Source organism: Streptomyces sp. NPDC012637 (assembly GCF_042954805.1).
Taxonomy (GTDB): domain Bacteria; phylum Actinomycetota; class Actinomycetes; order Streptomycetales; family Streptomycetaceae; genus Streptomyces.
The window spans coordinates 422,034-445,895 of the sequence record NZ_JBIBDS010000008.1; the positions used below are offsets into that span (position 1 = coordinate 422,034).

Sequence of the window (23,862 nt, forward strand, 5' to 3'; positions counted from 1 at the left end):
GTCTCGGGGGAAGGCGCGGCTACAGGTTGCCGCGGCGCTCCTGCTCGCGCTCGATCGCCTCGAACAGGGCCTTGAAGTTGCCCTTGCCGAAGCCCATCGAGCCGTGGCGCTCGATCATCTCGAAGAAGACGGTCGGGCGGTCCTGGACCGGCTTGGTGAAGATCTGCAGCAGGTAGCCGTCCTCGTCGCGGTCCGCGAGGATCTTCAGCTCGCGCAGCTCGTCGATCGGGACACGGGTGTCGCCGACCCACTCGCCGAGCGTGTCGTAGTACGCGTCCGGGACGGAGAGGAACTCGACGCCGGCGGCGCGCATGGCGCGCACGGTGGCGACGATGTCGTTGGTGGCGAGGGCGATGTGCTGGACGCCCGGGCCGCCGTAGAACTCGAGGTACTCGTCGATCTGCGACTTCTTCTTCGCGATCGCCGGCTCGTTGATGGGGAACTTGACCTTCTTGGTGCCGTCGGCGACGACCTTGGACATCAGCGCCGAGTACTCGGTCGCGATGTCGTCGCCCACGAACTCCTTCATGTTGGTGAAGCCCATGACCTTGTTGTAGAAGGCCACCCACTCGTTCATCTTGCCGAGCTCGACGTTGCCGACGCAGTGGTCGATGGCCTGGAAGGTGCGCTTGGCCGGCGGCTCGACGATCGGGGCGGCGGCGGTGTACCCGGGGAGGTACGGGCCGTCGTAGCCGGAGCGGTCGACGAGGGTGTGGCGGGTCTTGCCGTACGTGGCGATGGCGGCGAGGACGACGGTGCCGTGCTCGTCCTTCAGCTCGTACGGCTCGACGAGGCCGGTGGCGCCCTGCTCGACGGCGTGGGCGTAGGCGGCGCGCGCGTCCGGCACCTCGATCGCCAGGTCGATGACGCCGTCGCCGTGCTGGGCGACGTGCTCGTCGATGAAGTGGCCCCAGTCGGTGGAGGCCTTGATGACGGAGGTGAACACGAAACGGGCGGAGCCGTTGGTGAGGACGTACGACGCCGTCTCGCGGCTGCCGTTCTCCGGTCCGGAGTAGGCGACCAGCTTCATGCCGAAGGCCGTGGAGTAGTAGTGCGCGGCCTGCTTGGCGTTGCCGACGGCGAAGACGACCGCGTCCATTCCCTTGACCGGGAAGGGATCGGCCTCACGCGCGGTGGAAGGGGTGTGATCGATGGTCTCAGTCATGGGAGCAGAGTCGCGCTGCTCGTCAGGCTGCGCAATAGTTTCTTGTTCCGCTGGTCAATCTGTACAGCGACTGGGCAGTATGAACGGGCGACTTGTACATCATGACCATCGGGAGGCCTCTGTGGCGATCGATCATCTGGACGGCCGGCTGATCGCGCTGCTCGCGCGCGAGCCGCGGATCGGGGTCCTGGAGGCCTCGCGGCGGCTCGGCGTGGCCCGTGGCACGGTCCAGGCGCGGCTCGACCGGCTCCAGTCGAACGGGGTCATCCGCGGTTTCGGCCCCCAGGTCGACCCCGCGGCCCTCGGCTACCCGGTCACCGCCTTCGCGACCCTGGAGATCAAGCAGGGCCAGGGCGCGGACGTGCGGGGGCACTTGGCGACCGTCCCGGAGGTGCTGGAGCTGCACACCACGACCGGTCACGGCGACATGCTGTGCCGGCTCGTGGCCCGCTCCAACGCCGACCTCCAACGGGTGATCGACCGGGTCGTCGGTTTCGACGGCATCGTCCGGGCCTCCACGGCGATCGTCATGGAGAACCCGGTCCCGCTGCGGATCATCCCGCTGGTGGAACAGGCAGCGGAGGACCGGGAGCCGCCGCGGTAGCCCTCGGACCCATAGCGGAGTTGCAAAGAAGTTCTGCAAAAAACCCTTGCAGCGGTCTCTTTGCAACTCTACTGTTGTGTCATGCCCGAGAACGCGACCGACCGCGCGGACGAGACAGAGCCCGCGCACGAGCCAGAGCGCAAGAACGAGACGAAGCGCACGGACGAGAAGGAGACCGAGCACGCGGGTGGGACCGGGGCGTCCGGGACGCCCACCCCTCCGGGGAGCCGCGTCCTCGACCCGCGCTCCCTGCGGGCCCTCGCCCACCCCCTGCGCATCCAGATGCTGCGCGCCCTGCGCCACCACGGCCCGGCCACCGCGTCCCGACTCGCCGAGCGGCTCGGCGAGTCCAGCGGCGCCACCAGCTACCACCTGCGCCAGCTCGCCGCCCACGGCTTCGTCGAGGACGCGCCGGAGCTCGGCAAGGGCCGGGAGCGCTGGTGGAAGGCATCCCAGCAGGGCACCTGCTTCGACGTGTCACTGCACAAGAACCCCGACCCCGAGGTCCAGGGTGCCGTCGAGGTCTTCCTCCACGAGATCGCGAACATCCACACCCAGGAGCTCAACACCTACCTCGGCACCCGCCACCAGTTCGACGAGGTCTGGCAGGACTCCTCCGACATGAGCGACTTCACGCTCCACCTCTCCCCGAAGCGTGCCCACGAGCTCAACACGAAGATCCACGACCTGATCGAGGAGTACCGCGTCCACGCCGACCCCGAGGGCACGCAGACCCAGCGGATACGGATGCACCTGCACGCCTTCCCGCAGGACGGCGTCAACTGACCCCGTCTCCCTCGCACTCACCCTCGTCCTCGCCCTCAGCCTCCTCCTCGCCCTCGCCCTCGCCCAGCCCAGCCCAGCCCAGCCCAGCCCTCGCAGCATCCACCGGAAGGGCCGCCACCGCCATGCACGCCGACATCCATCTGACGCTGCACCACCTCGACTCCGCCGAACGCGCACGGACCGCCGCCGGCACCTCCCCGGTCACGTCCAGCCCGCCCCTCGCGCCCGCCACTCCCTTACGCGTCCGACTCGGCTGGAGACTCGTCGAGTTCGGCCTGACGCTCGCCCTGCCGCGGGCCCGGCGCGTCACCGCCGCACGCGCCGCCCGCACCGCGCACGCCGCCATGGCCTGATCGACGACCGACAACCCACAGCCGAGAACCGAGAACCGACACCGGGGGAACCACCGTGCCCGCGCGCAATCCGTCACGCCCACAGTCACTCGCAGATCCGCACGCGGACTCCCGCTCGCGGCTGCCCCTGACCGCCGTCCTGTCGGCCAACGCCGTCTCCATCAGCGGCAATTCGCTCACCCTCATCGGCGTCCCGTGGTTCGCCCTGGAGACCACCGGAAGCGCCGGCAAGGCCGGCCTGGTCGCCTTCTGCGCCGCAGCGCCCGTCGTCGTCTCCGCCATCGCGGGCGGCCCGGTCATCGACAGGATCGGCCGCCGCCGGGTCTCCATCGCCTCCGACCTGGTCTGCGCCCTCGCCCTCGCCGCGATCCCGCTGCTCAACCGGGCCGGCCTGCTGCAGTTCTGGATGCTGTGCGCGCTCATGGCGGTCACCGGCCTCTTCCACGCGCCCGGCGAGACCGCCCGCCACGTCCTCGTCCCCGACCTCGCCCGGCACGCCGGCACCCAGCTGTCCCGCGCCGCCAGCCTCTACGACGCCGTCTCGCGCGGCGCACGGATGACGGGCGCCGCGGTCGGCGGCCTGCTCGTGGCACTGATAGGCGCCGACACCGTGCTGTACGTCGACGCCGTCACCTTCCTGGTCTCCGCGCTGCTCGTCCTCGCCGGCCTGCGCGGGATCCCGGCCGCCGAACCCACGCGCGACGCACCGGCGTTGAACCTCACCACCTACCGCGCCGACCTGCGCGAGGGCTACTCCTTCCTGCTGCGCACCCGGCTGCTGCTCGCCGTCAACCTCATGGTGACGGTCACCAACGGGCTCGCCCTGAGCTGGAGCGCGGTGCTGCTGCCGATCCACGCCCGCGAGGAGCTCGGCGGATCGGCGGCGCAGGGTCTGCTGGTCGCCGTCTTCGGCGGCAGCGCCCTCGCGGGCGCGCTGCTCTACGGCGCGATCGGCCACCGCTTCCCGCGCCGGCCCGTCTTCACCGCGGGCTTCCTGATATCCGGCGCGCCCATCATCACGGCCGCGCTCACCGACACCATCCCGCCGATGCTCGTGGCCGCGACGCTCGGCGGGCTGGGCGCCGGGGTGCTCAACCCGATCCTCACGACCGCCTTCTACGAGGTGGTGCCCGAGGAGCTGCGCAGCCGCGTCGGCGGCGCCAGCACGGCCTCCGTTCTGCTCACCACTCCGCTCGGCGGCCTGACGGCCGGCCTCCTGGTCGAGAGCGTGGGCATCACGGCGGCGCTGTTGACGGTCGGCGGGGCGTTCGTCCTGGCGACCCTGTCGCCGCTGCTGTTCCCGGTCTGGCGGGAGCTGGACGCCCCGGCGGCGCAGGCGGACACGAAGGCGCAAGCGAACGCGAAGGCCTCGGCCTCGATCTCGGTCCCGGCGAAGGCGGAAGCCCCGACCGTGGCCGGGGCGGAGGCGGACCTCGGTCGCCCGACGGACGGAATACCGCCCGGGACAGGTTCTAGCAGCTCGGGACCTGCGACTCCTGACCCTGCTCCAGCGCCCGGAGGGACGACACCGCGTCGCTGAGCGTGGTCACCGGGATCAGCCGCAGCCCCTTCGGCTGCTCGGCCTGCGCGTCGGAGCACTCGGCCTTCGGCACCAGGAAGACGGTGGCACCGTCCCGGGCGGCGGCCTGCGTCTTCAGGGACACGCCGCCGACCGCGCCGACCGTACCGTCCGGCTCGATCGTGCCCGTACCGGCGACGGTCCGGCCGCCGGTCAGCTCGCCGCCGTCGCCGTCCCCGTCGATCTTGTCGACGATGCCGAGGGAGAACAACAGCCCGGCACTGGGGCCGCCGACGTCGGCGAGGTGGAGGGTGACCTTCACCTTCTTCGGGTCCAGCTTCAGATAGCCGAGGGCGGCGAGGGTCGCCGCGTCCTGCGACTCCTTCATCTGGCCCAGGTTGTGCTGCTCGATCTCCTCGTCGGACTTGCCCGTCGGGTAGACGGAGGACTTCGGCAGCACGGCGCGGTCGGTGCGGAACCAGGCGTCGGCCACGTCCGCCAGGTCGAGCGAGGTCGACGGCCCGGTCGCCAGGATGGTCGTCATCCGCATCTGCCCCTCGGTCGGCCGGACCGGGACACCGGTGACGGTGATCACCTCGCGGCCCTGGTCCTTGCCGAGCACATCGGCGGTCGTGCCGGGCTGTGCGATGGCGTACGGCAGCGGCGCGAGCCCGGCGACGGCGAGCAGCGCGGCGACGGGCAGGGCGCAGAGCGCGAGGGCACGGGTGCGCGGGAGACCGGCGAGACGGGAGAGCACGTCCCCAATCTACTGGGCGCCCGCCCGGCCGCCGCCGCGCCGGTCCTCCGGCAGGTGGCGGGCGAAGAAGCTCCCCACCCCGCGTCGCAGCGTCGCGAGTGTGGTGGCCGGGTCACCGGTGCCGACGAGCGAGGCACGGGCCTCGGCCGTCACCAGACCGGCGGCACGGAGCTGCGGGACCAGCGAGCCGTAGTCGGTGAAGGCCCAGTGGTTCGCGTCGGCGAGCAGCTCGCGGCGGCCGGGCAGGCCCGCCCAGGAGGACTCGACACGGGCGGCCTCCGCGAAGCCGTCGGTGCGGAACAGCAGCAGCGGCCGGCCGAGGCCGACCGGCGGCGGTTCCAGGTCGAGGTAGCCCTCCAGGTTCGCCACCGCGCGGACCCTCCGGTCGCCGTGGGCCGCGTACGCCGCCGCCGTACCGCCCGCGGAATGCCCGTACATCCCGATCCGGGCCAGGTCCATGACCGGCGCGAGCGGCAGCAGCTCGCCGGACCCGCCCCGGCCGAGCCGGTCGAGGCGGCCGAGGCGGCCGAGGCGGTCAAGGCGATCGAGGCGGTCGAGGCGGTCAAGGCGGTCAAGGCGGTCAAGGCGGTCAAGGCGGTCAAGGCGGTCAAGGCGATCGAGGCGGTCGAGGCGGTCGAGGCGGTCGAGGCGGTCGAGGCGGTCGAGGCGGTCGAGGCGGTCGAGGCGGTCGACGACGAAACGGAGGTCGGCGATGCGGGTCTCGGTCATGATGCGGAAGGTCGCCGGGTCCGGCGGTCCGGCCAGGACGGTCCTCCTCATCCCGGTCGGCAGCTCCACCTGGGTGGCGTCGCCGGGATGGTCGACGAGGACGACCACGCGGCCGTGGCTCGCCAGGTCCTCTGCGAGGCTCGTGCCGAGGGTGCGGGAGTCGCCACCGCCCGGGGAGTACAGCAGCACCGGTCGCCGCCCGGGCAGCGGCGGCGCGCCGGCGTGCCCGTGGGTGAGGACCGCGCCCCAGTCCACCGCGCCCTGCCCGGGCAGCCCCGGGTGGACGTTCGGCGCGTACTCGGCGAAGACCTCGGCCTCCGCCGGAGTGAGCTGAGGCGCCCGGCGGAAGCCCCGCACGGAGCGGGCCGGGTACAGGACGGTCAGCATCAGCTCCCGTACGCCGCCCACCCAGGGGTCGGTACGGGCCGGGTCGGTCAGGTGGACGGTGCGCAGGCCCACGGGGTACGGGCCGGTGGGCGCGGGCAGCCGGAGGAACGGGCCGCGGCCGGCGACGGCGGCGGGCGCGGCCGTGGGCAACAGAGCGGCGGCGGTCCCGAGCAGGGCGCCCTTGAGGAGAGTGCGTCGAGAGGTCATACCGGCATGCTGGGCGCGGGGCCCACGGCGGTGCGAAGCTTCAGGTCCTGCCCGAAAGGCTGGCGGAGGAAGAGGAGTTGTGAGCCGTGCGGACACCGGGAGCGGCGCTGCGCGTCCACTTCACCGCGGACGACCTCGCCCGCGTCCGTTTCGCGCCCCGCCCGGCCCCGCTCCAGGAGCTGCACGCGGCCCTGACGACGGCCGTGACCCCGGCCGGACCGCTTTCCGGGCCACCGGCACCGCTGTTCGGTCCGTGGCGCGGCCGCGTCCTGCGCGCGCTCCCTGCCGCCGCCGGGCCACTCGCCGACCTGGTGCCGGCGGGGCGCCCGCCGTCCTCCCTCGACATGCTCGGCGACACGCTGCCGGACGCCTTCGAGCGGATCCGCGCCACCGGCCCCGGCGTCGTCCGCTCCGAGCTGGAGCGGGTGTACGGGGCGGGGCCCGCGCCCCGGTGGCTGCGGGGCCTGCACGCGGGCGAGGAGACGGCCTGGCGCACCGTGCGGCGCGCCCAGCGGGCCGCGTACGAGTCGGTCCTCGCCCCGGTCTGGCCCGTGATCCAGGACCTCCACCGCGAGGAGTTCACCCGCTACGCCCTGACGGTGGCCGAGCACGGCGTGGCAGCCGCCCTGACCGCCCTGGCTCCGGGCAGCAGGCTGCACGCGGGGCACGGGGGCGTGTGGGAGTGGAACCGAGGCCCGGCGCCGGAGCAGGAGAGCGACCGGGACGGGGAGCGGGGGTGGCACCGGCCGGACGGGCCGAGGCGTGAGGTCCGCCTCGGCGGCCGCGGTCTGGTCCTGCTGCCGACCTTCCACCACCCTGCGGGCCCGCTCCTCCAGGACCTTCCGGGCCGGCCCGTGGTCCTCACCTACCCGGCGGGCCCGGGCCTCCCGCCCGTACCGGACGGCCCGGCGCCCCCGGACGAGGCCCTGGCCGGCGTCCTGGGCCGCACCCGCGCCGAACTCCTCCGGCTCCTCACCGGGCCCCACACCGGGCCCCACACGACGACGGCCCTGGCCCGCGCGCTGGGGGTCAGCAACGCGACGGCCTCGGCCCACGCGGCGGCCCTCCGAGCGGCGGGCCTGCTGACGACGACCAGGACGGGCCGCTCGGTGACCCACGAGAGGACGTCCCTGGGCACGCTGGTCGCGGGCGACGGCGCACCGTAGCCTCCGCCCCGGAGCCGTAACGGCTCGCCGACGCGCGGGCCTGCGATCCACGACCCGTCGTCCGCGGCCCGTGATCCGCGCCCCGCCGTCCGCGCCCCGTGGTCTGCGGCCCGCTGTACGCGCCCCGTGGTCTGCGGCCCGAGGCTGCGGCCTACGGTCCACGCGGGTCTGAGGTACGCGCGGGTCTGAGGCACGCGCGGGTCTGCGTCCACGACCGATCCGCAGTCCACGACCGATCCGCGGTCCGCGACCGGTCCGCAGTCCACGACCGATCCGCGGTCCGCGACTACCTCAGCGCGTCGGCGACCTCGCGTGCCGCGTCGACGACGCGGGGGCCCACGCGCTCCGGAACGGCGTCGGCGAGCATGACCACTCCGACGCTGCCCTCGATGCCGGTCACGCCGACCAGGGGCGCGGCAGCGCCGCTCGCGCCCGCTTCCAGCTCGCCGTGGGTGAGCGTGTAGCCGGGTTCGATGAGCTCGCCCTGGCGGGCGGCGAGGATCGCGCGGCCGGCCGCCCCGCGGTCCAGCGGGTGCCGGAAGCCGGCGCGGTAGGCCACGTGGTAGTCGGTCCAGGTGGGTTCGACGACGGCGACCGCCAGCGCCTCCGCCCCGTCGACGAGGGTGAGGTGCGCGGTGGCGCCTATGTCCTCGGCGAGCGAGCGCAGCGCGGGCAGCGCGGCCTCCCGCACGAGCGGGTGCACCTGCCGGCCCAGGCGCAGCACGCCGAGCCCGACCCGGGCGCGGCCGCCGAGGTCACGGCGGACCAGGGCGTGCTGCTCGAGGGTGGCGAGCAGTCGGTAGACGACGGTCCTGTTCACACCGAGTCGGTTGGACAACTCGGTGACGGTCAGGCCGTGGTCGGTGTCGGCGAGCAGCTTGAGGACTCTGAGTCCCCGGTCGAGCGTCTGGGAGGTCTCCGCGGTCACGACGCCCTCTCCTTCGGAGTGAGTGACAGCGGACTCGTACGAGAGCTGCGACACCGGTCCCATCGGCGACGCACGTCAGAGGCCGCCGGCAGGACGGGGTACACCGGCTGCGCTCCGCGGCGGCGCTGCCACGGGGCGTTTGCTTGAGCCGGGACAGTAGCGGCGCTCTCCGCTCAGCGGAAGACCTCGTCCAGAATCCGGGCGCGTGCGACCGGATACGGGCGGTTCGGGACCTAAGTCGGCCGAACGCGGGACTTTGGCGGACAAGACAACCCGTCGGGAGCTCGTAGCGTGGAGGAAGCGAGGTACTGCCGTGGGGGCTGGTCCCTCGCCGCCATGTCCCGCTCCCCGCGGGATGAGGAGAGGCCCGTACGCCGCCTGCGTACGGGCCTCGACCGTCTCTCACGCGCGATTACGCACGTTTCTCGCGCACGATTCCCGTGCGCCTTTCTCTTCGCGCGCGTTCCTCATGCGCATTTCCCACGCACGTTTCCCCCGCACGTTTCCCCCGTGCGTTCCACGGCGCTTCCCGCACGCTTCCCGCACGCTTCCCGCGTGCTTCTCGCGTGCTTTCCCACGCGTGTTTCTCGTGGCCGGGCTCACCGCATCCGGGTCGCCCACTCCTGCACCTTCTTGATCCGTTCGCGGATCTGCCCGGCTGTCGCCTCCGCGCTCGGCGGCCCGCCGCAGACGCGGCGCAGCTCGGTGTGGATCACGCCGTGCGGCTTGCCGCTCTGGTGTACGTACGCGCCGACCATCGTGTTGAGCTGCTTGCGCAGCTCGAGCAGCTCCTTGTGGGAAACGACGGGCCGCCGCTCCGCCGGAAGCTCCAGCAGGTCGGCCTCGGTGTCCGGCTTCTTGCGGCTGTGCGCGATCTGCCGGGCCTGCCGCTTCTGCAGCAGCAGCTGCACCTGGTCGGGCTCGAGGAGTCCGGGGATGCCGAGGTAGTCCTGTTCCTCCTCGCTGCCGGGGTGGGCCTGCATGCCGAACTCGGCGGCGTTGTAGAGGACGCGGTCGAAGACGGCGTCGGACTCCAGCGCCTCGAAGGGCAGCATGTCCTGCTCGCCGGTGTCCTCGTCCTGCTGCTTCTCCGCCTCCGCCATCTCCTTCTCGGACTCGGCGTAGGGGTCCTCCTCGCCCTCCTTCTTCGGCCGGTCGAGGACGTGGTCGCGCTCGACCTCCATCTCGCTCGCGAAGCCGAGGAGGTTCGGGATGGTGGGAAGGAACACGGACGCGGTCTCGCCGCGCCTGCGGGATCGCACGAAGCGGCCGACGGCCTGCGCGAAGAACAGCGGCGTCGAGATCGTCGTCGCGTACACGCCGACGGCGAGCCGCGGCACGTCGACGCCCTCGGACACCATGCGGACCGCGACCATCCAGCGGTCGGTGTTCTCGCTGAACTCGTCGATGCGGCCGGAGGCACCGGCGTCGTCGGAGAGGACGACGGTGGCCTTGGTGCCGGTGATCTCGCGGATGAGCTTCGCGTACGCGCGCGCGGAGTCCTGGTCGGAGGCGATGACGAGACCGCCGGCGTCCGGGATGGACTTCCGCACCTCGGTGAGCCGCTGGTCGGCGGCGCGCAGCACGTTGGGCATCCAGTCGCCGCGCGGGTCGAGGGCGGTGCGCCAGGCCTGGGAGATGGCGTCCTTGGTCATCGGCTCGCCGAGGCGGGCGGCGATCTCGTCACCGGCCTTGGTGCGCCAGCGCATGTTGCCGCTGTAGGAGAGGAAGATGACGGGCCGGACGACGCCGTCGCCGAGGGCGTTTCCGTAGCCGTAGGTGTAGTCGGCGGAGGACCGCCGGATCCCGTCGTTCCCTTCCTCGTACGTGACGAAGGGGATGGGGTTGGTGTCGGAGCGGAAGGGCGTGCCGGTGAGGGCGAGCCTGCGGGTCGCGGGCTCGAAGGCTTCGAGGCAGGCCTCGCCCCAGGACTTGGAGTCTCCGGCGTGGTGGATCTCGTCGAGGATGACGAGGGTCTTGCGCTGTTCGCTGCGGTTGCGGTGGAGCATGGGCCGTACGCCGACGCCGGCGTACGTGATGGCGATCCCGTCGTACTCCTTGCTGAGCGGCCCGGCGCTGTAGTCGGGATCGAGCTTGATCCCTATCCGCGCGGCGGCCGCTGCCCACTGCTTCTTCAGGTGCTCGGTGGGCGCGACGACCGTGACCTGCTGCACCACGTGGTGGTGCAGCAGCCAGGACGCGAGGGTCAGCGCGAAGGTGGTCTTGCCGGCGCCGGGCGTGGCGACCGCGAGGAAGTCACGGGGCTGCTCCTGGATGTACTTCTCCATCGCGCCCTGCTGCCAGGCTCGCAGCTTGTTGGCGGTGCCCCAGGGGGCGCGGCCGGGGAAGGCGGGAGAGAGGTGGTGTGAGGAGGTGGCGGTGGTAGTCACGATCTCCGGTTCGACGCTCGTCCAGATATGACAACCGGGCCACCTTACCGGTGCGACCGCGAGGACCCGGCAGCATCACGCCCGTGCCACCGCCTCATGAGAGAGTCCTCACAGCTCGCGCAAACGCCCCGCAATGTCGCGAATGCCCCCCACTTCGCCGCGCGCCAGGCCTACGACCAGCTCGTATGTCCGGTCGTGTCCGTGGTCGTGGTCGACGTCGGCGAGATCGACTCCGTTCACGGCGAGGGAGGTCGCGGAGGAGAGCCAGGCGGCGCGCCCGTCCCCGCGCCCGCACCGTCATCCCGGCCCCGTCCTCCAACGAGCCGGCCCGCGAGCTTGCCGGTCTCGTCAGCCCTCGAAGCCGACCGTCCAGCCCGCAGCCGCATGGACTGGCCCTGCCTGACCCCGCCTGACCCTGCCCGGCCCCGACCGGCGCCGCGTGACCCCCATCGGCGCCGCGCGCCTCCGACCGGCGCCGGCGGGACCCCGACCGGCGCGGGCGTGACCCGGACTGGCGCCGTCAGGTTCCCGACCGGCGCCGTCAGGCCTCCTGCCGCGCCTCAACGCCCATTCCTCTGCCCGTACCCGCGCCCGCTTCCGTGCTCGTGCCCGCTTCCGTGCCCGTGCCTCCCAGCCGGGTGGCGACCCAGCCGCCGATCACGGCGACGCCGGCCATCGGCAGGAAGACGGCGGCGAAGGCGGCGGGGTGGGACCCGGCGCCGGTGCCGGCGCTCGCAGCGGCGTCCGCGACGGCGTGGCCCACCGCTCCTCCGCCGAGCGCGGCGAAGGCGGCGCCGCCGGCGGCGAGCAGCAGGACGTTGGAGAGGCCGTCGGAAATCTGCAGGGCGGCGGAGTTCGCGCCCGCCTCCTCCGGTGCCGAGAGCTTGAGGAGCAGCACGCTGGTCGAGGCGATGACCATGCCCATGCCGAAACAGCCGAAGGCCCAGGCCACCGCGACCACCCCCACCGGCACGCCCTCGACCAGGACGCTCGGCGCGGCCGCTATCGACGCGGCGACCAGCACCATGCCGACGACGACCAGCCGCTCACGGTACGGCTCGGTGCCCGGCCGGGACTGGACCCAGGAGCCGAGCGCCCAGGTCAGGCCGCCGACGGCGAGCGAGAGCCCGGCGAGGGTGGGGCTCAGGCCGCGCTGGGTCACGAGCATCAGCGGCACGAAGGACTCGGCCGCGATGAACGACCCGGCGGCTATTCCGCGCAGCAGCACCACGGACGGCAGGCCGCGCGCCGCCCGGTACGTGCCGCGCGGCAGCAGCCCGCGTACGGCGGGCACGAGCAGCGCGGCACCGACGGCGGCGGGCAGCAGGGACAGCCAGCGCAGCTCCTGGCCGGCGTACTGGAGGAGGGCGGCACCGGAGGAGATCCCGAGCGCCAGCCGGATCCGCCGCCGGTCCCACGGCACCACGGGGGCCTCGGGGTCGGCGGACCCGGAGGCGGTACGGCGGATGGCGGGCAGGGCGAGCGCGAGCGGGAAGACGACCAGGGCCGGGATGCCGACGAAGACCCAGCGCCATCCCAGGTGCTCGGTGATCGTCCCGGACGCGAGCGGCCCGACGACGGAGGGCACGACCCAGCTCGCGGCGAACGCGGCCATGATCGCCGGGCGGAGGTGCTCCTCGTAGGCCCGGCCGATCACCACGTACAGCGCGACGATGACGAGCCCGCCGCCCAGCCCCTGGACGCCCCGTCCCAGGATGAACAGCCACATGGCGCCGGCGGTGCCGGACAACAGCAGCCCGGCCGCGAAACAGCTCATGCCGACGGTCAGCGGGCCCAGCGGTCCGCTGCGGTCGGACCACTGCCCGGAGAGCACCATGCCGAACAGGCTGGTGGTGAAGTACGCGGAGAAGGCGAAGGCGTAGAGCGGCACGCCGTCCAGCTCTCGGGCCGCCACGGGCATGGCGGTGCCGACGGCGGTCGCCTCGAAGGCGATGAGCAGGACGACGGAGACGATCCCGATACTGAGCGCCCGGTGCCTCCGGTCGAGCACGGATCCGCCGCCGGCGACGACGGACGCTACGGCGGCGGACTTCTGCGAGACGACGTCGGCGTCGGCGTCGGCGTCGCGCGGTTCGAGGGCACTCATACGCCCCAGAGTAAGGGTCGTATCGGGATATGACCCCTGTCGCGAGTCGTATCCGCCCTGCCCCGCTGGTCCTACGACCATGAACGCGACATGGCAGTCATGTTGCAGCCCCCGGGAAACCATTGAGCCCCCGCCGGCCCGCCGCCTAACGTCTTCCTCGTCACCACCACGACCGTGTGCCCGAGTGGTTGAGGGGCTCGCCTGCAAAGCGAGTTACGTGGGTTCAATTCCCGCCACGGTCTCCACCGAAAAGGGGCGGCTCTCCCAGGAGAGCCGCCCCTTTCCCCGTCTCACCTTCTACCCCGGTTTGAAGACGGGCTTGTCCGTGAGCCCTGCGTTGTTCTCGCATCCGAGCCTCTTCACGACGGCGAGGGTGACGGAGTGCAGCACGGTGAGGTTGGCTTCACGGACGGCGACGGTGTCGGGCAGTTTGGATTTGTCGACTGTGAGCGTCCCCATGATGCGGGCGGGGGTCCTGTCGGACCCTTGGAGCCGAGGGCTGGCGCACATCACGAACAGGTACGCCTTCTCCGGTCCGGAGCGCGCTTCCCGGCCCATGGCATAAGGGTGAAGCCCCCTGACACGAATGTTCCCGAAGAGGTCATCGTCGCGATAGAGGCCGAAGCGGATGGCGACCCGGCCCATTCCGCCGGAACTGGCAGGGCGACACATCGGACGGTCCTGCGACCGTCGCTCCCGTTGGCCGTAATCCTCGATCAACTGGCCCTCGGTACGTGCCAGACCTCCCGTGGGCGCATCGTCCAACTTCTTGGTCCTCAACACCGTCTCAAGGGCGCGGGCCGCGTCGGAGGAAAGCGTGTCGTCACACTGCCGCGCTGCGGTGACCCTCGGCTGCTGCGCTTGCTCCTCGCACCCCATGAGCAGAAGACAGGCGGTGAGGCACGACACGACGGCTCTGATCGGTCTCCTGAGGGGAATTCCTGTCTGCATCACGTGATCAGTCCGTCTCCGGTGCGTTGCCAACCGTCTCGGCGAATGTGTTGCCCACCCCGTAGCCGAGGAACGCATCCGTGATGAGGCCGTGCTCGAACCCGCTGCTGACCTGCGAGCGGTGTGCGGCGACGAAGCGCTCCATAGGCGCCTCGGCACTGTGTCTGCCCGCTTCATAGATGGCCCTTCGGTCCTCGTGGATCTTGTCGTCCGTGGAATCCTTGTGGTCCTCGACCGCCTTGTCGGACCAATCGCCGACGACCTGTCCGGCCACCGTTTCCATGGCGCCGGATCCGGTGTCGACAGCAAGCGGAACGAGGATCACCGCGGCCCCTGCCGCTGCGGCCGTGGCCGGCAGGAAGGCGACGCCCGCCGCGATCGCCGTCGCAGTCCCGAACTCCACCCAGGCGGCCTTCTTCTCCTGCGCCTTCTCGTAGTCCTCGTGGACCTTCATGCCCTCGGCCTCGACCTGATTGGCCCGGGCTTCGTCCAACGTCCCTTGCAGCAGGGAACCAGTAAGTACAGCGGTTCTGGCACGCGCTTCATTGATCCGGCCATCGGGCCCGACCTGAGCCTCGAGCACGCTGCTCGTATAGAGGCGCTCAGCAGTGGAAACCGTGGCGTAGGCGTCCGGGTGCTGGCCCAAGGTGGTGAGGAACCTCGTGGCGGCATCGCGCCCGAACTCCGGATGAGCGGCGCCGTCACCGGTCGGGGCGAAGGGACTCCCCCCTCTGTTCTTGGTCAGCGCCCAGTTGAGGTCGTCGATATAGCCGGCGCCCATGTTGCCGAGGCTGTCCGCCAATGCGGACTGGTGCTTCTTGACGAGCCCTGCGTCATCGCCGTACTTCGCGACGACTTCAGTCATGATCGCGGCCGAAGTCGCGTCCCGATGGAGCTCCGGCCGCGGGTCGTCCCACGCGTGTCCGAGCGTCGCCGCCTCCAGTGCATGCCCCAACGCGTCCGGCATGTGGTCCGCGGCCTTCTTCGCCCCGCCGGGGTCTCGTCCCTCGACGTCAGCGAAGGACTCGTACTTCTCGTTGGCGAAGAAGTCGAGATAGTTGGAGATGCTCGCGCCATCCTTGTCCCTGCCCAGATCGAGCGTGCCCCCGACGCTGCCGTCCCTCTCGTACGGCGTCGGCACGGCCGAGAAGAACTGCTTCGCGGCCTCCGGGCTGTGGCCCAGTGCCTCCAGCATCGGGATCACCGGATCGAACCCTGAGCCGTTCACCCCGGACGGGTTGTACGGGTCCCTGATCCAGCCGCCGGCGTTCTGGGCGAAGAAGTGCGGTTCCCTGCCGTGCAGTTGGGTCACGTGCTGGGCGATGGGGACCAGGAACCTGCGGTCGTAGTCGCCGTTCCGCAGGATGCCGCCGAGCAGCTGGTAGCCGAACGCCGGGCTGTTGTCGTTCCGGGAGAGCGGGATGCGTTCGGTGCCCAGCTTCCGCATCTCGGCCGACCACTGCTCGGTCCAGCGGTCGCCGCCCTGCGTCGCGGTGGCCAGGTTGAGGCCCAGGTTCTTCTGGAGGGCCTGGACGTCCGCCAGGCGCTGCTTGTCCGGCGCTGCCTCGTTGCCGCCGTACGCGTCGGTGGAGAGGTGCCCGAAGAACTCCAGAGCGCCCTTCGGGCCGAGACCGTCGTAGAAGGCCCTGGAGAAGGTCTTCGAGGCCTTGTTGTCGGCCAGCAGCTCGTTGAGCCGTACCAGCTCCTCGTGGGAGAGCTCCCGGCCCTTCCTGGCCAGGTCGACCGCGCGCTGCGCCTCCTCTGCGTCCAGGCTGCCGTATTTCGGGGCGCTGAAGTTGTGCCTGTCGCCCGTGATGTTGGCCCGTAACGCGTTCGAGCAGGCCTCGTCGGCGTCGTCGCAGCTCTCGACGACGGCGTCGATGCGCCGCTTCATCGCCGCGATGGCCTCACGCTGCCTGAGGTCGAACGCCGGCGATTCGGGGTCGGGGCGCGCGATGGCGTCCCGCTGAAGGGAGTAGCGGGCCTCCACGGTCCCGTCGCTCCTGACGACGAGGCCTCCGTGCGGGGCGTCCGTCTCGACGATCTTCGTCAGATCGTTCTTCGCCTTCTTGAAGGCGCGATAGGCGTCCTCGAGGATCCGGTGGATTCCTTCCGCCGCTTTCGCCGCGTCCTCGAACTCCTTGGCCGTCTTGTCGATGAACGGCTTCGTGACCTCGGCGTTCACGCCCCGCCAGTCGTCGGCCCTCGCCTTCGCCGCCATCGTCCTGCGGGCGTCCTCGGCCAGGGCGTCCAGCTTGCCCTTCATCTCGGACCACCGGTCCGCCGCGGCCTTCATCTTGTCGAGCGGTGCCTGATAGACGTTGTCGAAGGTCAACACCGGCTGCTCCCCCGCCTACTTGAAGTACTCGCTGATCTTCGACACGGCGAACGCCGTTCTGATGTCCTCGTCGTCCTTCGCGTGGGCTGCCGCGCTGTAGTCGAGGTGGTTGGAGATGTGCGCGCAGGCGTCCAGCAGCGTCCGGAGCTGGGAGGCCCAGGTCTCCTGCACGGTCGCCATCGCCGAACCGGTACGGAAGCCGTTCCTCGACAGGCAGGTCGCCGCGTCCGTCGTGTCGGTACGGGCGTGGTTGCCGTCCTTCGCGAGCCTGCCGTTGAGCTCGTACGCGGCGTGGCCGATGGCACCGAGGTGATCCTGCTTCACCGCGAGGCCCGCGCCACCGGTGCCTCCACCACCGCCTCCGCCACCACCGCCGTTCTGGCTCGGAACCCGGTTCAACCGGATGCCCGCCCGGTCAGCGGCGGCGGCGCGCGCGGCCGCCCACTCGTCCTCGAACGACACGACTCCCCCAACCGTCGCCGCATGGCTCAGCGGTGCCGTACGGTGCCGTGCCGTGCAGTCCTGTGATCTCGTGGCGATCTCCTCGCCGGAGCGCCAGAGATTACTCATGCACACGGATACGCAGCGGGGTCCGCGTCAACACCGGTCCGACGGCGGGATGCCCGCCCTGAACGGCCGCAGGCTGTCCGGCGGGAGCACGCCACCCGTTCGGGGACACCGCCTCCGTCAAGTCGCCTTCGTCGCCTACGAGCACGAACACGAGCACCGACACGCGACGTCCACGTCCACGTCCACGTCCACGGCACACCAGCACCAGCACCAGCACCAGCACCAGCACCAACACGCGCGCCCCCGTCCAGCCGCCGCATCCCCCTCCCCGCCCCTTGAGTAGGCTCTCCCTGCTCAGGCGAACAACAGGGGGAATTCGCTCATGGAACGGCCGTACCGTCTCGTCACGCGCCTGGACCCTCCGCTCTCCGCCGCCGGGCCCCGCCCCCCGTACCGCCGCTTCGTCGCGCGTTCCCAGGACGGCGACCGTACGGTGCTGCTGACCGCGCCGCTCCCGGGTGCGGAGCCGGGGCCCTTCCGTGGGGAGGCCGAGGCGGCGCAGCGGCTGGCGGTGCCCTGGACGTTGCCCGTCACCGAGGTCAGCGGGGCGTCGGCCGGTGCCGACGACACCTGGTACACGAGCCCGTACGTGCCCGCCCTCCCGCTCCCCGTCGCCCTGGCCGTGCACGGCGCGCCGTTGCCGGAGGAAACGGTCCGGGTCATCGGCGCCGCCCTCGCCGAGACGCTCGCCGCCCTGCACGCGCAGGGCGTCACGCACGCCGGCGTCACGCCTGCCGCCGTCCTGCTCACGGCCGACGGCCCGCGGCTCACCTGCTTCGGCGCGGCCCGCACGACGGACCAGGTCGAGCGGGACGCCGCCCCGGAACGGGCGACGGGCGGACTGCCCCGGCCACCTGGCGACGTCCACGGACTCGGCACGGTCCTCGCGTACGCCGCGACCGGGCACACCGTCCCGGAGCGCGAGGAACTGCCGCCGGGCCTGCGCCCCACGATCACCGCCTGCCTCACCCGCGAACCGGCGCACCGCCCGGCCGCCGCCGCGCTGCTCACCGCGCTCGCACCGCCGACCCCGCACGCGACGGTGCTCGGGTCGGCGTCCTCGCTGCTCACACCCGGCTGGCTGCCGGCCCGCGTGGTGGCCGCCCTGGCCCGCCAGTCCGCGGCGCTCCTCTCGGCCGACTCGACGGAACACCACGGGAACTGACGACCGACCATGCTCTCGCCCCTCACCCACGACGACCCGGCCGCCGTCGCCTCGTACCGTCTCCTCGCCCGGCTCGGTTCCGGCGGCATGGGTACGGTCTACCTGGCGCGCTCGCCGGGCGGCCGTACCGTCGCCGTGAAGACGCTGCACGCCCGCCTGGCCGTCGATCCGGCGTTCCGTACCCGGTTCCGGCTGGAGACGGACGCTGCCCGCGTCATCGGTGACCGGCACGGCGCGGCGGTCTTCGACGCCGACCCGCTGGCCGAGACGCCCTGGCTGGCCACGGAGTACGTCCTCGGTCCGCCCCTCGACGACGCGGTCGCCCTCGCGGGCCCGCTGCCCGAGCCCACGGTCCGCGCCCTCGGCGGCGCGCTCGCCGGGGCGCTGCGGCAGCTGCACTCCTCGGACGTGGTGCACCGCGACCTGAAGCCGTCCAACATCCTCGTCACCGCCCACGGCCCCAAGCTGATCGACTTCGGCATCGCCCGCGCGGCCGGCGACGTGCACCTCACCACCACGGGCGCGGCGGCCGGCACCCCGGCCTACATGTCGCCGGAGCAGGCCTCGGGCCAGGAACACCCGCCGGCGGGCGACGTGTTCGCCCTCGCCGGCGTGCTGGTCTTCGCGGCGACCGGCCGGCCCCCGTTCGGCACGGGCGCCCCGGCCGACCTGCTCTACCGCGTCCGCTACGCCGACCCGGACCCGGCCGTCCTCGACGCCGTCCCGCCGTCCCTGCGCTCCCTCCTTTCCGCCTGTCTCGCCAAGGACCCCGCGGCCCGCCCGACCACCGCCGCCCTGATCGACGCGCTCCACGACGGGCACGGCGAGTTCGCCGACCACCTGCCCGCCCCGCTGCTCACCGCGATCGCCCGCCGCGCCACCGACGTGTGGCACCCGCTCCCGCCCCGGCTCCCGGCGCCCGCGGAGGATCCGTACGCGCAGACCGTGCCCTCGGGAGCGGCCGCCGGGAACCGTCCCGGCGGCGCCGGCCTCTCGCGCCGCGGACTGCTCGTCGCCGGAGGGGGCTCGGTGCTCGGGCTCACCGGCGTGGGCGCGGGCGTCTGGGCCTGGCTGGGCCGCGGCGAGGGCGGAACGGGCAAGCCCACCACCTCCGCCACGCCCTCCGGCTCCTCCGGTACGCCGAAGGAGACCGGCCCCCTGAGGACCGCCTGGTCCAAGGAGGCGGCCAAGGCGCCCGGTTCGGCGCCGCCGATCCTGCTGGACGCCGCCGTGATCACCATGACCGAGAACGGTCTGAAGGGCCTGCGCGCCGCCCCGGGCGGCTTCGAGTGGACCGACCAGTGGATCACCGGCGACCAGCGGGCCGTCGCCGACCGCAAGACCGTCTACGGCCTGGCCGTCACGCCCGCCGCCGAGATGAGCGTCCACGCCCTCGACCCGAACACGGGCAAGCGGCTGCGCGAGGTCGCCGACCTCAAGGAGTTCAGGAACGGGCCCGTGCCCGGCCAGGCGAAGATGCTGTACGCGAGCGACGACACGCTCTACCTCGCCGTCGACCCCCGCTTCAAGGACGAGTGGATCCTCCTCGCACTCGACTCCTCGAACGGCCGCGAGCGCTGGCGCGTCGCCCTCAAGGAGCCGTCACCGGGCGCCGGTTCCCGCGTCGACTTCGCGCGGGCGGTCGGCGACCGGCTGCTCGTCGGCCAGGCGGTCAACGACCTGACCATCACCGCGTACGACACCCGGAACGGCAAGGTCCTGTGGCGCCAGGTCGTCCCCGAGGGCTCCGGGGCGTATCTGCCGCCACCCCTCGGCGTCGAGCTCGCCGAGGACGGCACGCACGTCTACATCGGCGCCGAGGAGCTCCACGCGGTCCGGATCTCGGACGGCGTCGTGATCTGGAAGTTCGGCTACAACCGCCCCTACGGCGACCTCAAGCCCGGGCGGCGGCACTACGGCGCACCGCTCGTCCGCAACGGCGTCGTGTACGCGGCCGAGGGCACCGGCACCCTGGTCGCCGTCGACGCCCGGCGCGGCCGGCGGCTGTGGGAGGCGGACGTGTCGGCCGGCGGCGCGCCGAACCTCGTCGTACCGCCCGTCGCGAGCTCGACCGTGCTCTGCCTGCCGAACCCGGACGGCTTCGGCGTCGTCGACCTGGCCTCGCACCGTTACGTCCAGACGGTCGACTCCGGCACCGTGCGGCTCACCGCCGTGAGCGACAAGTGGTTCTACGGCGTCGGCGACGGCCGGGTGACGGAGTTCGAACCGCAGCGAAAGGACCAGTGAGCCCGTGAACCCGCTCTCCGCAGGAGATCCCCTCCGGCTCGGCCCGTACCGGCTGCTCGGCGTCCTCGGCGAGGGCGGCATGGGCAAGGTCTACTTCGGCCAGGACGACTACGGCCGCCCCGCCGCCGTCAAGGTGCTCCGCCCCGAACTCGCCCACGACCAGGGGCTCGCACAGCGCTTCGTCCGCGAGGCGGAGATGGCCCGAGCCGTCACCGGCAAGGGCGTGGCGCGGGTCCTCGGCGCGCAGACCGAGGGCGGACGGCCGTGGATCGCGGCCGAGTTCCTCGCCGGACCGACGCTGGCCGACGCGGTCCACGCGTACGGGCCGATGGACGAGCCGACCGTACGCGCCCTGGGCCACTTCCTGGCCCGCACCCTCCACGACATCCACACGGCCGGCCTCGTCCACCGCGACCTCAAGCCGGCCAACATCGTGCTGACGTCGTCCGGTCCGCGGGTCATCGACTTCGGCATCGCCCGCCCCGAGCACGGACTGACCCTGACCACGACCGGCCAGATCCCGGTGACACCGGGATACGGCGCCCCCGAGCAGGTCCTCGGCCACCGCGTCGGACCGGCCTCGGACGTCTTCTCGCTCGGCGCGGTGCTCGTGTACGCGGCGAGCGGCCGGCGCGCCTTCGACGGGGCGCACGTCGCGGCGGTGCAGTACGACGTCGTGCACGGCAACCCGGACATGAGCCTGGTCCCGCCCGCCCTGCAGCCGCTGATCGGCCCGTGCCTGTCGAAGGACCCGGCGTCCCGCCCCACGCCCGCCAGGATCATGGCGGCCCTGCCCGCACCCAAGGGCGCCGACCGCGCCTGGCGCAAGGGCCCGCTCGCCGAGGACATCGCCCGGCGGGAGAAGGACACGACCCGGCTCCTGTCCGCCCCGGGCGCACCGGGGGCTCCGGGCGCTTCCCGCCCGGCGGGCCCGGGCCGGCGCCGGTTCCTGACGGCCCTGGTGTCGGGCGGCGCGGTGCTCACGGTCGGCGGGGGCGTGGCGGCGGTCGCGCAGCGGAACGACTGACGACGGCCGCCCGGGAACAGGCCGGGAACAGGCCAGGGCCGCTTGGGAACAGGCCGGGGCAGGCCGGGAACAGGCGGTGGCCGGGGCCAGGAACAGGCCGTGGTCGGCCGGGAAGAGGCCGAGCCTGGTCAGGAACAGGCCAGGGCAGGCCGGGAACAGGCGGTGGCCGGCCCCGTACGTCGGACCGGGCGCTAGCGCTGCTGGTGGCGGCCCGCCGGCATGGGGACGGTGGATGCCGGCGGACCTCCGGTTCCTCCGGGGCCGGTCGGCCAGGCGGTCCGCCGATCGGCGGACCGGCGCCGGCGGTGGTCGGCGACGAGCAGCGGGGTTCCCACGGCCAGGCACAGCAGCCCGGCCGCGCACACGCCGAGCGCGATCCGGAATCCCGTGCTGTGGCCGTCCGTGCCGGCGCCGGAGGCGAGGTCCGGCGTGCCCGCGGATGCGGACGGCGCCGGGGCCGGAGTGGCCGCGGACGGCGTGGGGGTGGGCGTCGGGGTGGGCGAGGTGTAGTCGTCGAGCGGGTACTCGTCGCGCGGGCCGGGGTCGCCCGGCGTCTTGAGCGCGCGGAGGGGGCGCACGGCGCCGTAGCCGATGAAGTCGTTGCGGACGGCGCCGTCGCTGGGCCCGGCGATCGTGTTGAGGAGGACGCGGAGGACCTGGTTGCGCGTCCAGTCGGGGTGCTCGGACCAGACGAGGGCGGCGGATGCGGCCGCGAGCGCCGCGGCGACTTCGGTGCTCTTGGTCCGGCAGAGCCCGGTGCTCCCGGCGCAGGCGCTGACGATCTCCGTGCCGGGGGCGGCGATGTCCACGTTTTGGCCGACGCCGGTGCCCTTGATGCGGGTGAGCTTGCTGTCGATGGCGGTGACGCCGACGACGCCCGGCAGCGAGGCCGGGCTGTTCACGACCTGGTCGTCGAGGTAGGACGCGTAGCCGACGCCGGCGAAGACGAGCTTTCCCTTCGCCATCGCGTAGGCCACGGCGTCGCGCACCTCGGGGGAGGTGTCGAACGCCAGGACGGGCAGGCTGACGGACACCGAGATGATCTTGGCGTCGGAGTCGGCGGCGTGCCGGAGCGCGGGCGCGAGACCGGCGTTGACGGCCTTCTCCTGGTCCGCGAGGCTGCCCTTGCCGGTGTACCCGTCGCTGATGTTCAGCGGCATGATCTTCGCCCCGGGCGCCAGCCCGTACGCGCTCTCCTGCCCGCCGGGTCCCTTGCCGGTCCCGGCGATGACCGCGGCCGTGGTGGTGCCGCCGTTCTTGTTGCCCGCCGTACCGGCTCCCGGGAAGTCGCTGCCGCCGACAAGGCGCCCGGAGAGCTCGGGCACGGCCTTCACACCGGTGTCGATGAGGGCGATCGTGACGCCCTTGCCGGTGCTGCGCTGCCAGATCTCCTCGGCGTGCATGGACGTGAGGTGCCACTGCTTGGACCGCACGGTCGCGGCATGGGCGGGCGTCGCCCCGACCCCGAACACGACGAGCCCGAGCACAGCGGCGGTCCCCCGCCACAGCACCCGCGCCCATCCTCGTACCGGGCCACGCGGGCCGCCCCGTTCACCGCCCGGCGCACGGCCGTTCCGACTCCCACCGGGCCCACGCCCACGTCCACGCCCCCGCGTGCAGCGCATCCTTCTCCCGCTCATGGCTTCCGGTCCGATCCCCCGGCCTCCGGCCGGCTCCGCGGCCATCGTACGGGCGACGCCGGACACAGCCGACGGCGCGTCAGTCCCGGCACACGTCGCGAGGTTGTCGCCCCGCGCCCCCACCGCCCGACCCACTGCTGTGCCCGCACCCCTCCCGCATCGTCACGGCAGCACATCCGGCACGGACACGGGATTCGCGCAGCCGAGGATCTTCTGGGTGTTCCGTGCGAGCGAAGAGAGAAGGGTCTTAGCCAATGCATCACCCTCTGTACCGGTCTCGTCGGAAGTGGAAACCGCGACCTCCAGTGGCATGGCACGCTCCTGCCCCGGTGCCGTACCGGAGATCTTGCACGGCAGGATCGCCGCAAGGCCCTTGAGCCGCGGCACCTTCTGGACGTACAAATCCTGCGCCGACTCGGTCCAGTCCCCCCGCTCGAGCCCCTTCAACACGGTCTCCATCGAGAGAACGGACCACTTCACCCCGGCATCCACACGCTTGATACCTCCGCCGCCGCTATTCGCCCGCAGCTCGCAGGGCTCGTACGAGGACCGGAACAGGTCCTCGCTCTCCGGCTTGTATGTTCGCGCCTGCCTGAGCATGCTCTCCCGGATCGCCTCCAAGGAGAGATCCTCGACCGCGAACCCGTCGTCGCCGATCAGGGCCCTGGTTCTCGACACGCCTTCCGCGCCGAGCAACTCCTCGCAGACCTTGAGCCCTGCATCCGTCTCAGTATCCGGTTCCCCGCCCGAGCACGCCGTGAGAACCAGGGCCGAGGCCAGAATTCCCGCGCCAAGGCGGCGCAGCCTGCGCGTCTTCTTCGTCACC

Annotated in this window: 18 protein-coding genes, 1 tRNA gene and 1 pseudogene; 9 read left to right on the forward strand and 11 right to left on the reverse strand. The window is 72.4% G+C overall.

Going from position 1 to position 23,862, the window contains the following annotated elements; genetic code table 11:
* Positions 1–19 precede the first annotated feature (19 nt).
* On the reverse strand, positions 20–1,165 hold the full coding sequence (hppD, locus tag ACFY8W_RS30355; RefSeq protein ID WP_391111993.1) for a 4-hydroxyphenylpyruvate dioxygenase: 1,146 nt from the start codon (positions 1,163–1,165) through the stop codon (positions 20–22).
* A gap of 121 nt (positions 1,166–1,286) precedes the next feature.
* Between hppD and ACFY8W_RS30360 the strand changes: the two genes are divergently transcribed.
* The 4 genes from ACFY8W_RS30360 to ACFY8W_RS30375 all read left to right on the forward strand — a co-directional run bounded on the left by ACFY8W_RS30360 (position 1,287) and on the right by ACFY8W_RS30375 (position 4,448).
* Positions 1,287–1,769: an Lrp/AsnC family transcriptional regulator gene (locus ACFY8W_RS30360; protein ID WP_384408988.1), complete on the forward strand. Its 483-nt coding sequence runs from the start codon at positions 1,287–1,289 to the stop codon at positions 1,767–1,769.
* An 81-nt stretch (positions 1,770–1,850) separates the two neighbouring features.
* Positions 1,851–2,555, forward strand: coding sequence for a helix-turn-helix domain-containing protein (locus ACFY8W_RS30365; RefSeq protein ID WP_391111997.1), 705 nt, complete (start codon positions 1,851–1,853; stop codon positions 2,553–2,555).
* Positions 2,556–2,677: 122 nt separating this feature from the next.
* Positions 2,678–2,908, forward strand: coding sequence for a hypothetical protein (locus ACFY8W_RS30370; RefSeq protein WP_391112000.1), 231 nt, complete (start codon positions 2,678–2,680; stop codon positions 2,906–2,908).
* A 55-nt stretch (positions 2,909–2,963) separates the two neighbouring features.
* Entirely contained in the window at positions 2,964–4,448 is a 1,485-nt protein-coding gene (locus tag ACFY8W_RS30375) for an MFS transporter (protein ID WP_391112003.1), read from the forward strand.
* On the opposite strand, the gene ACFY8W_RS30380 is transcribed toward ACFY8W_RS30375, so the two are convergent.
* Together ACFY8W_RS30380 and ACFY8W_RS30385 are read right to left on the reverse strand one after the other, a co-directional pair.
* Positions 4,381–5,184, reverse strand: a complete 804-nt coding sequence (locus tag ACFY8W_RS30380; protein ID WP_391112007.1) for a S16 family serine protease — start codon at positions 5,182–5,184, stop codon at positions 4,381–4,383. The genes ACFY8W_RS30375 and ACFY8W_RS30380 overlap by 68 nt on opposite strands.
* 9 nt (positions 5,185–5,193) lie before the next feature.
* Positions 5,194–6,507, reverse strand: a complete 1,314-nt coding sequence (locus ACFY8W_RS30385) for an acetylhydrolase (RefSeq protein ID WP_391112010.1) — start codon at positions 6,505–6,507, stop codon at positions 5,194–5,196.
* 86 nt (positions 6,508–6,593) lie between these two features.
* Here ACFY8W_RS30385 and ACFY8W_RS30390 point away from each other — a divergent pair, with 86 nt between their 5' ends.
* Complete coding sequence (locus ACFY8W_RS30390; RefSeq protein ID WP_391112011.1) at positions 6,594–7,673, forward strand: helix-turn-helix domain-containing protein; 1,080 nt, start codon at positions 6,594–6,596, stop codon at positions 7,671–7,673.
* Between the two features lie 286 nt (positions 7,674–7,959).
* Here the strand turns inward: ACFY8W_RS30390 and ACFY8W_RS30395 are convergent, their stop codons facing one another.
* From ACFY8W_RS30395 to ACFY8W_RS30405, 3 genes are all read right to left on the reverse strand, one after another.
* On the reverse strand, positions 7,960–8,601 hold the full coding sequence (locus ACFY8W_RS30395) for an IclR family transcriptional regulator (RefSeq protein ID WP_384408976.1): 642 nt from the start codon (positions 8,599–8,601) through the stop codon (positions 7,960–7,962).
* A gap of 599 nt (positions 8,602–9,200) precedes the next feature.
* Positions 9,201–10,991: a DEAD/DEAH box helicase family protein gene (locus tag ACFY8W_RS30400; RefSeq protein WP_391112014.1), complete on the reverse strand. Its 1,791-nt coding sequence runs from the start codon at positions 10,989–10,991 to the stop codon at positions 9,201–9,203.
* Between the two features lie 541 nt (positions 10,992–11,532).
* Positions 11,533–13,098, reverse strand: a complete 1,566-nt coding sequence (locus ACFY8W_RS30405) for an MFS transporter (RefSeq protein ID WP_391112017.1) — start codon at positions 13,096–13,098, stop codon at positions 11,533–11,535.
* Positions 13,099–13,268: 170 nt separating this feature from the next.
* On the opposite strand from ACFY8W_RS30405, the gene ACFY8W_RS30410 reads away from it, so the two are divergent.
* Positions 13,269–13,343: transfer RNA gene (locus ACFY8W_RS30410), tRNA-Cys, on the forward strand.
* Positions 13,344–13,395: 52 nt separating this feature from the next.
* On the opposite strand, the gene ACFY8W_RS30415 is transcribed toward ACFY8W_RS30410, so the two are convergent.
* Genes ACFY8W_RS30415 through ACFY8W_RS30425 form a run of 3 tightly spaced genes read right to left on the reverse strand, consistent with a single transcriptional unit; the run spans position 13,396 to position 16,849 of the window.
* Positions 13,396–14,052 (reverse strand): hypothetical protein, encoded by a 657-nt coding sequence (locus ACFY8W_RS30415; protein WP_391112020.1) that lies wholly within the window; start codon positions 14,050–14,052, stop codon positions 13,396–13,398.
* Positions 14,053–14,056: 4 nt separating this feature from the next.
* Entirely contained in the window at positions 14,057–16,387 is a 2,331-nt protein-coding gene (locus ACFY8W_RS30420; protein ID WP_391112023.1) for a hypothetical protein, read from the reverse strand.
* Between the two features lie 15 nt (positions 16,388–16,402).
* Entirely contained in the window at positions 16,403–16,849 is a 447-nt protein-coding gene (locus tag ACFY8W_RS30425) for a hypothetical protein (protein WP_391112026.1), read from the reverse strand.
* A gap of 430 nt (positions 16,850–17,279) precedes the next feature.
* Here ACFY8W_RS30425 and ACFY8W_RS30430 point away from each other — a divergent pair, with 430 nt between their 5' ends.
* The 3 genes and pseudogenes from ACFY8W_RS30430 to ACFY8W_RS30440 all read left to right on the forward strand — a co-directional run.
* Positions 17,280–18,122, forward strand: a complete 843-nt coding sequence (locus ACFY8W_RS30430) for a serine/threonine protein kinase (protein ID WP_391112028.1) — start codon at positions 17,280–17,282, stop codon at positions 18,120–18,122.
* A 9-nt stretch (positions 18,123–18,131) separates the two neighbouring features.
* A complete protein-coding gene (locus tag ACFY8W_RS30435) occupies positions 18,132–20,369 on the forward strand; it encodes a PQQ-binding-like beta-propeller repeat protein (protein ID WP_391112031.1) in 2,238 nt (745 codons plus the stop codon).
* A 4-nt stretch (positions 20,370–20,373) separates the two neighbouring features.
* Positions 20,374–21,375 (forward strand): annotated as a pseudogene (locus ACFY8W_RS30440) (serine/threonine-protein kinase); the annotation flags it as partial.
* A 212-nt stretch (positions 21,376–21,587) separates the two neighbouring features.
* Here the strand turns inward: ACFY8W_RS30440 and ACFY8W_RS30445 are convergent.
* Entirely contained in the window at positions 21,588–22,907 is a 1,320-nt protein-coding gene (locus ACFY8W_RS30445) for a S8 family serine peptidase (RefSeq protein ID WP_391112034.1), read from the reverse strand.
* Positions 22,908–23,198: 291 nt separating this feature from the next.
* The gene (locus tag ACFY8W_RS30450; protein ID WP_391112037.1) at positions 23,199–23,861 is read right to left on the reverse strand and encodes a hypothetical protein; all 663 of its coding nucleotides are present in this window, start codon (positions 23,859–23,861) and stop codon (positions 23,199–23,201) included.
* Position 23,862 lies beyond the last annotated feature (1 nt).

Excerpts from the sequence above, each read along its gene's own strand:
- hppD (WP_391111993.1), bottom strand. The coding sequence starts at position 1,165 with ATGACTGAGACCATCGATCACACCCCTTCCACCGCGCGTGAGGCCGAT.
- ACFY8W_RS30370 (WP_391112000.1), top strand. The coding sequence starts at position 2,678 with ATGCACGCCGACATCCATCTGACGCTGCACCACCTCGACTCCGCCGAA.
- ACFY8W_RS30430 (WP_391112028.1), top strand. The coding sequence starts at position 17,280 with ATGGAACGGCCGTACCGTCTCGTCACGCGCCTGGACCCTCCGCTCTCC.
- ACFY8W_RS30405 (WP_391112017.1), bottom strand. The coding sequence starts at position 13,098 with ATGAGTGCCCTCGAACCGCGCGACGCCGACGCCGACGCCGACGTCGTC.
- ACFY8W_RS30435 (WP_391112031.1), top strand. The coding sequence starts at position 18,132 with ATGCTCTCGCCCCTCACCCACGACGACCCGGCCGCCGTCGCCTCGTAC.
- ACFY8W_RS30385 (WP_391112010.1), bottom strand. The coding sequence starts at position 6,507 with ATGACCTCTCGACGCACTCTCCTCAAGGGCGCCCTGCTCGGGACCGCC.
- ACFY8W_RS30365 (WP_391111997.1), top strand. The coding sequence starts at position 1,851 with ATGCCCGAGAACGCGACCGACCGCGCGGACGAGACAGAGCCCGCGCAC.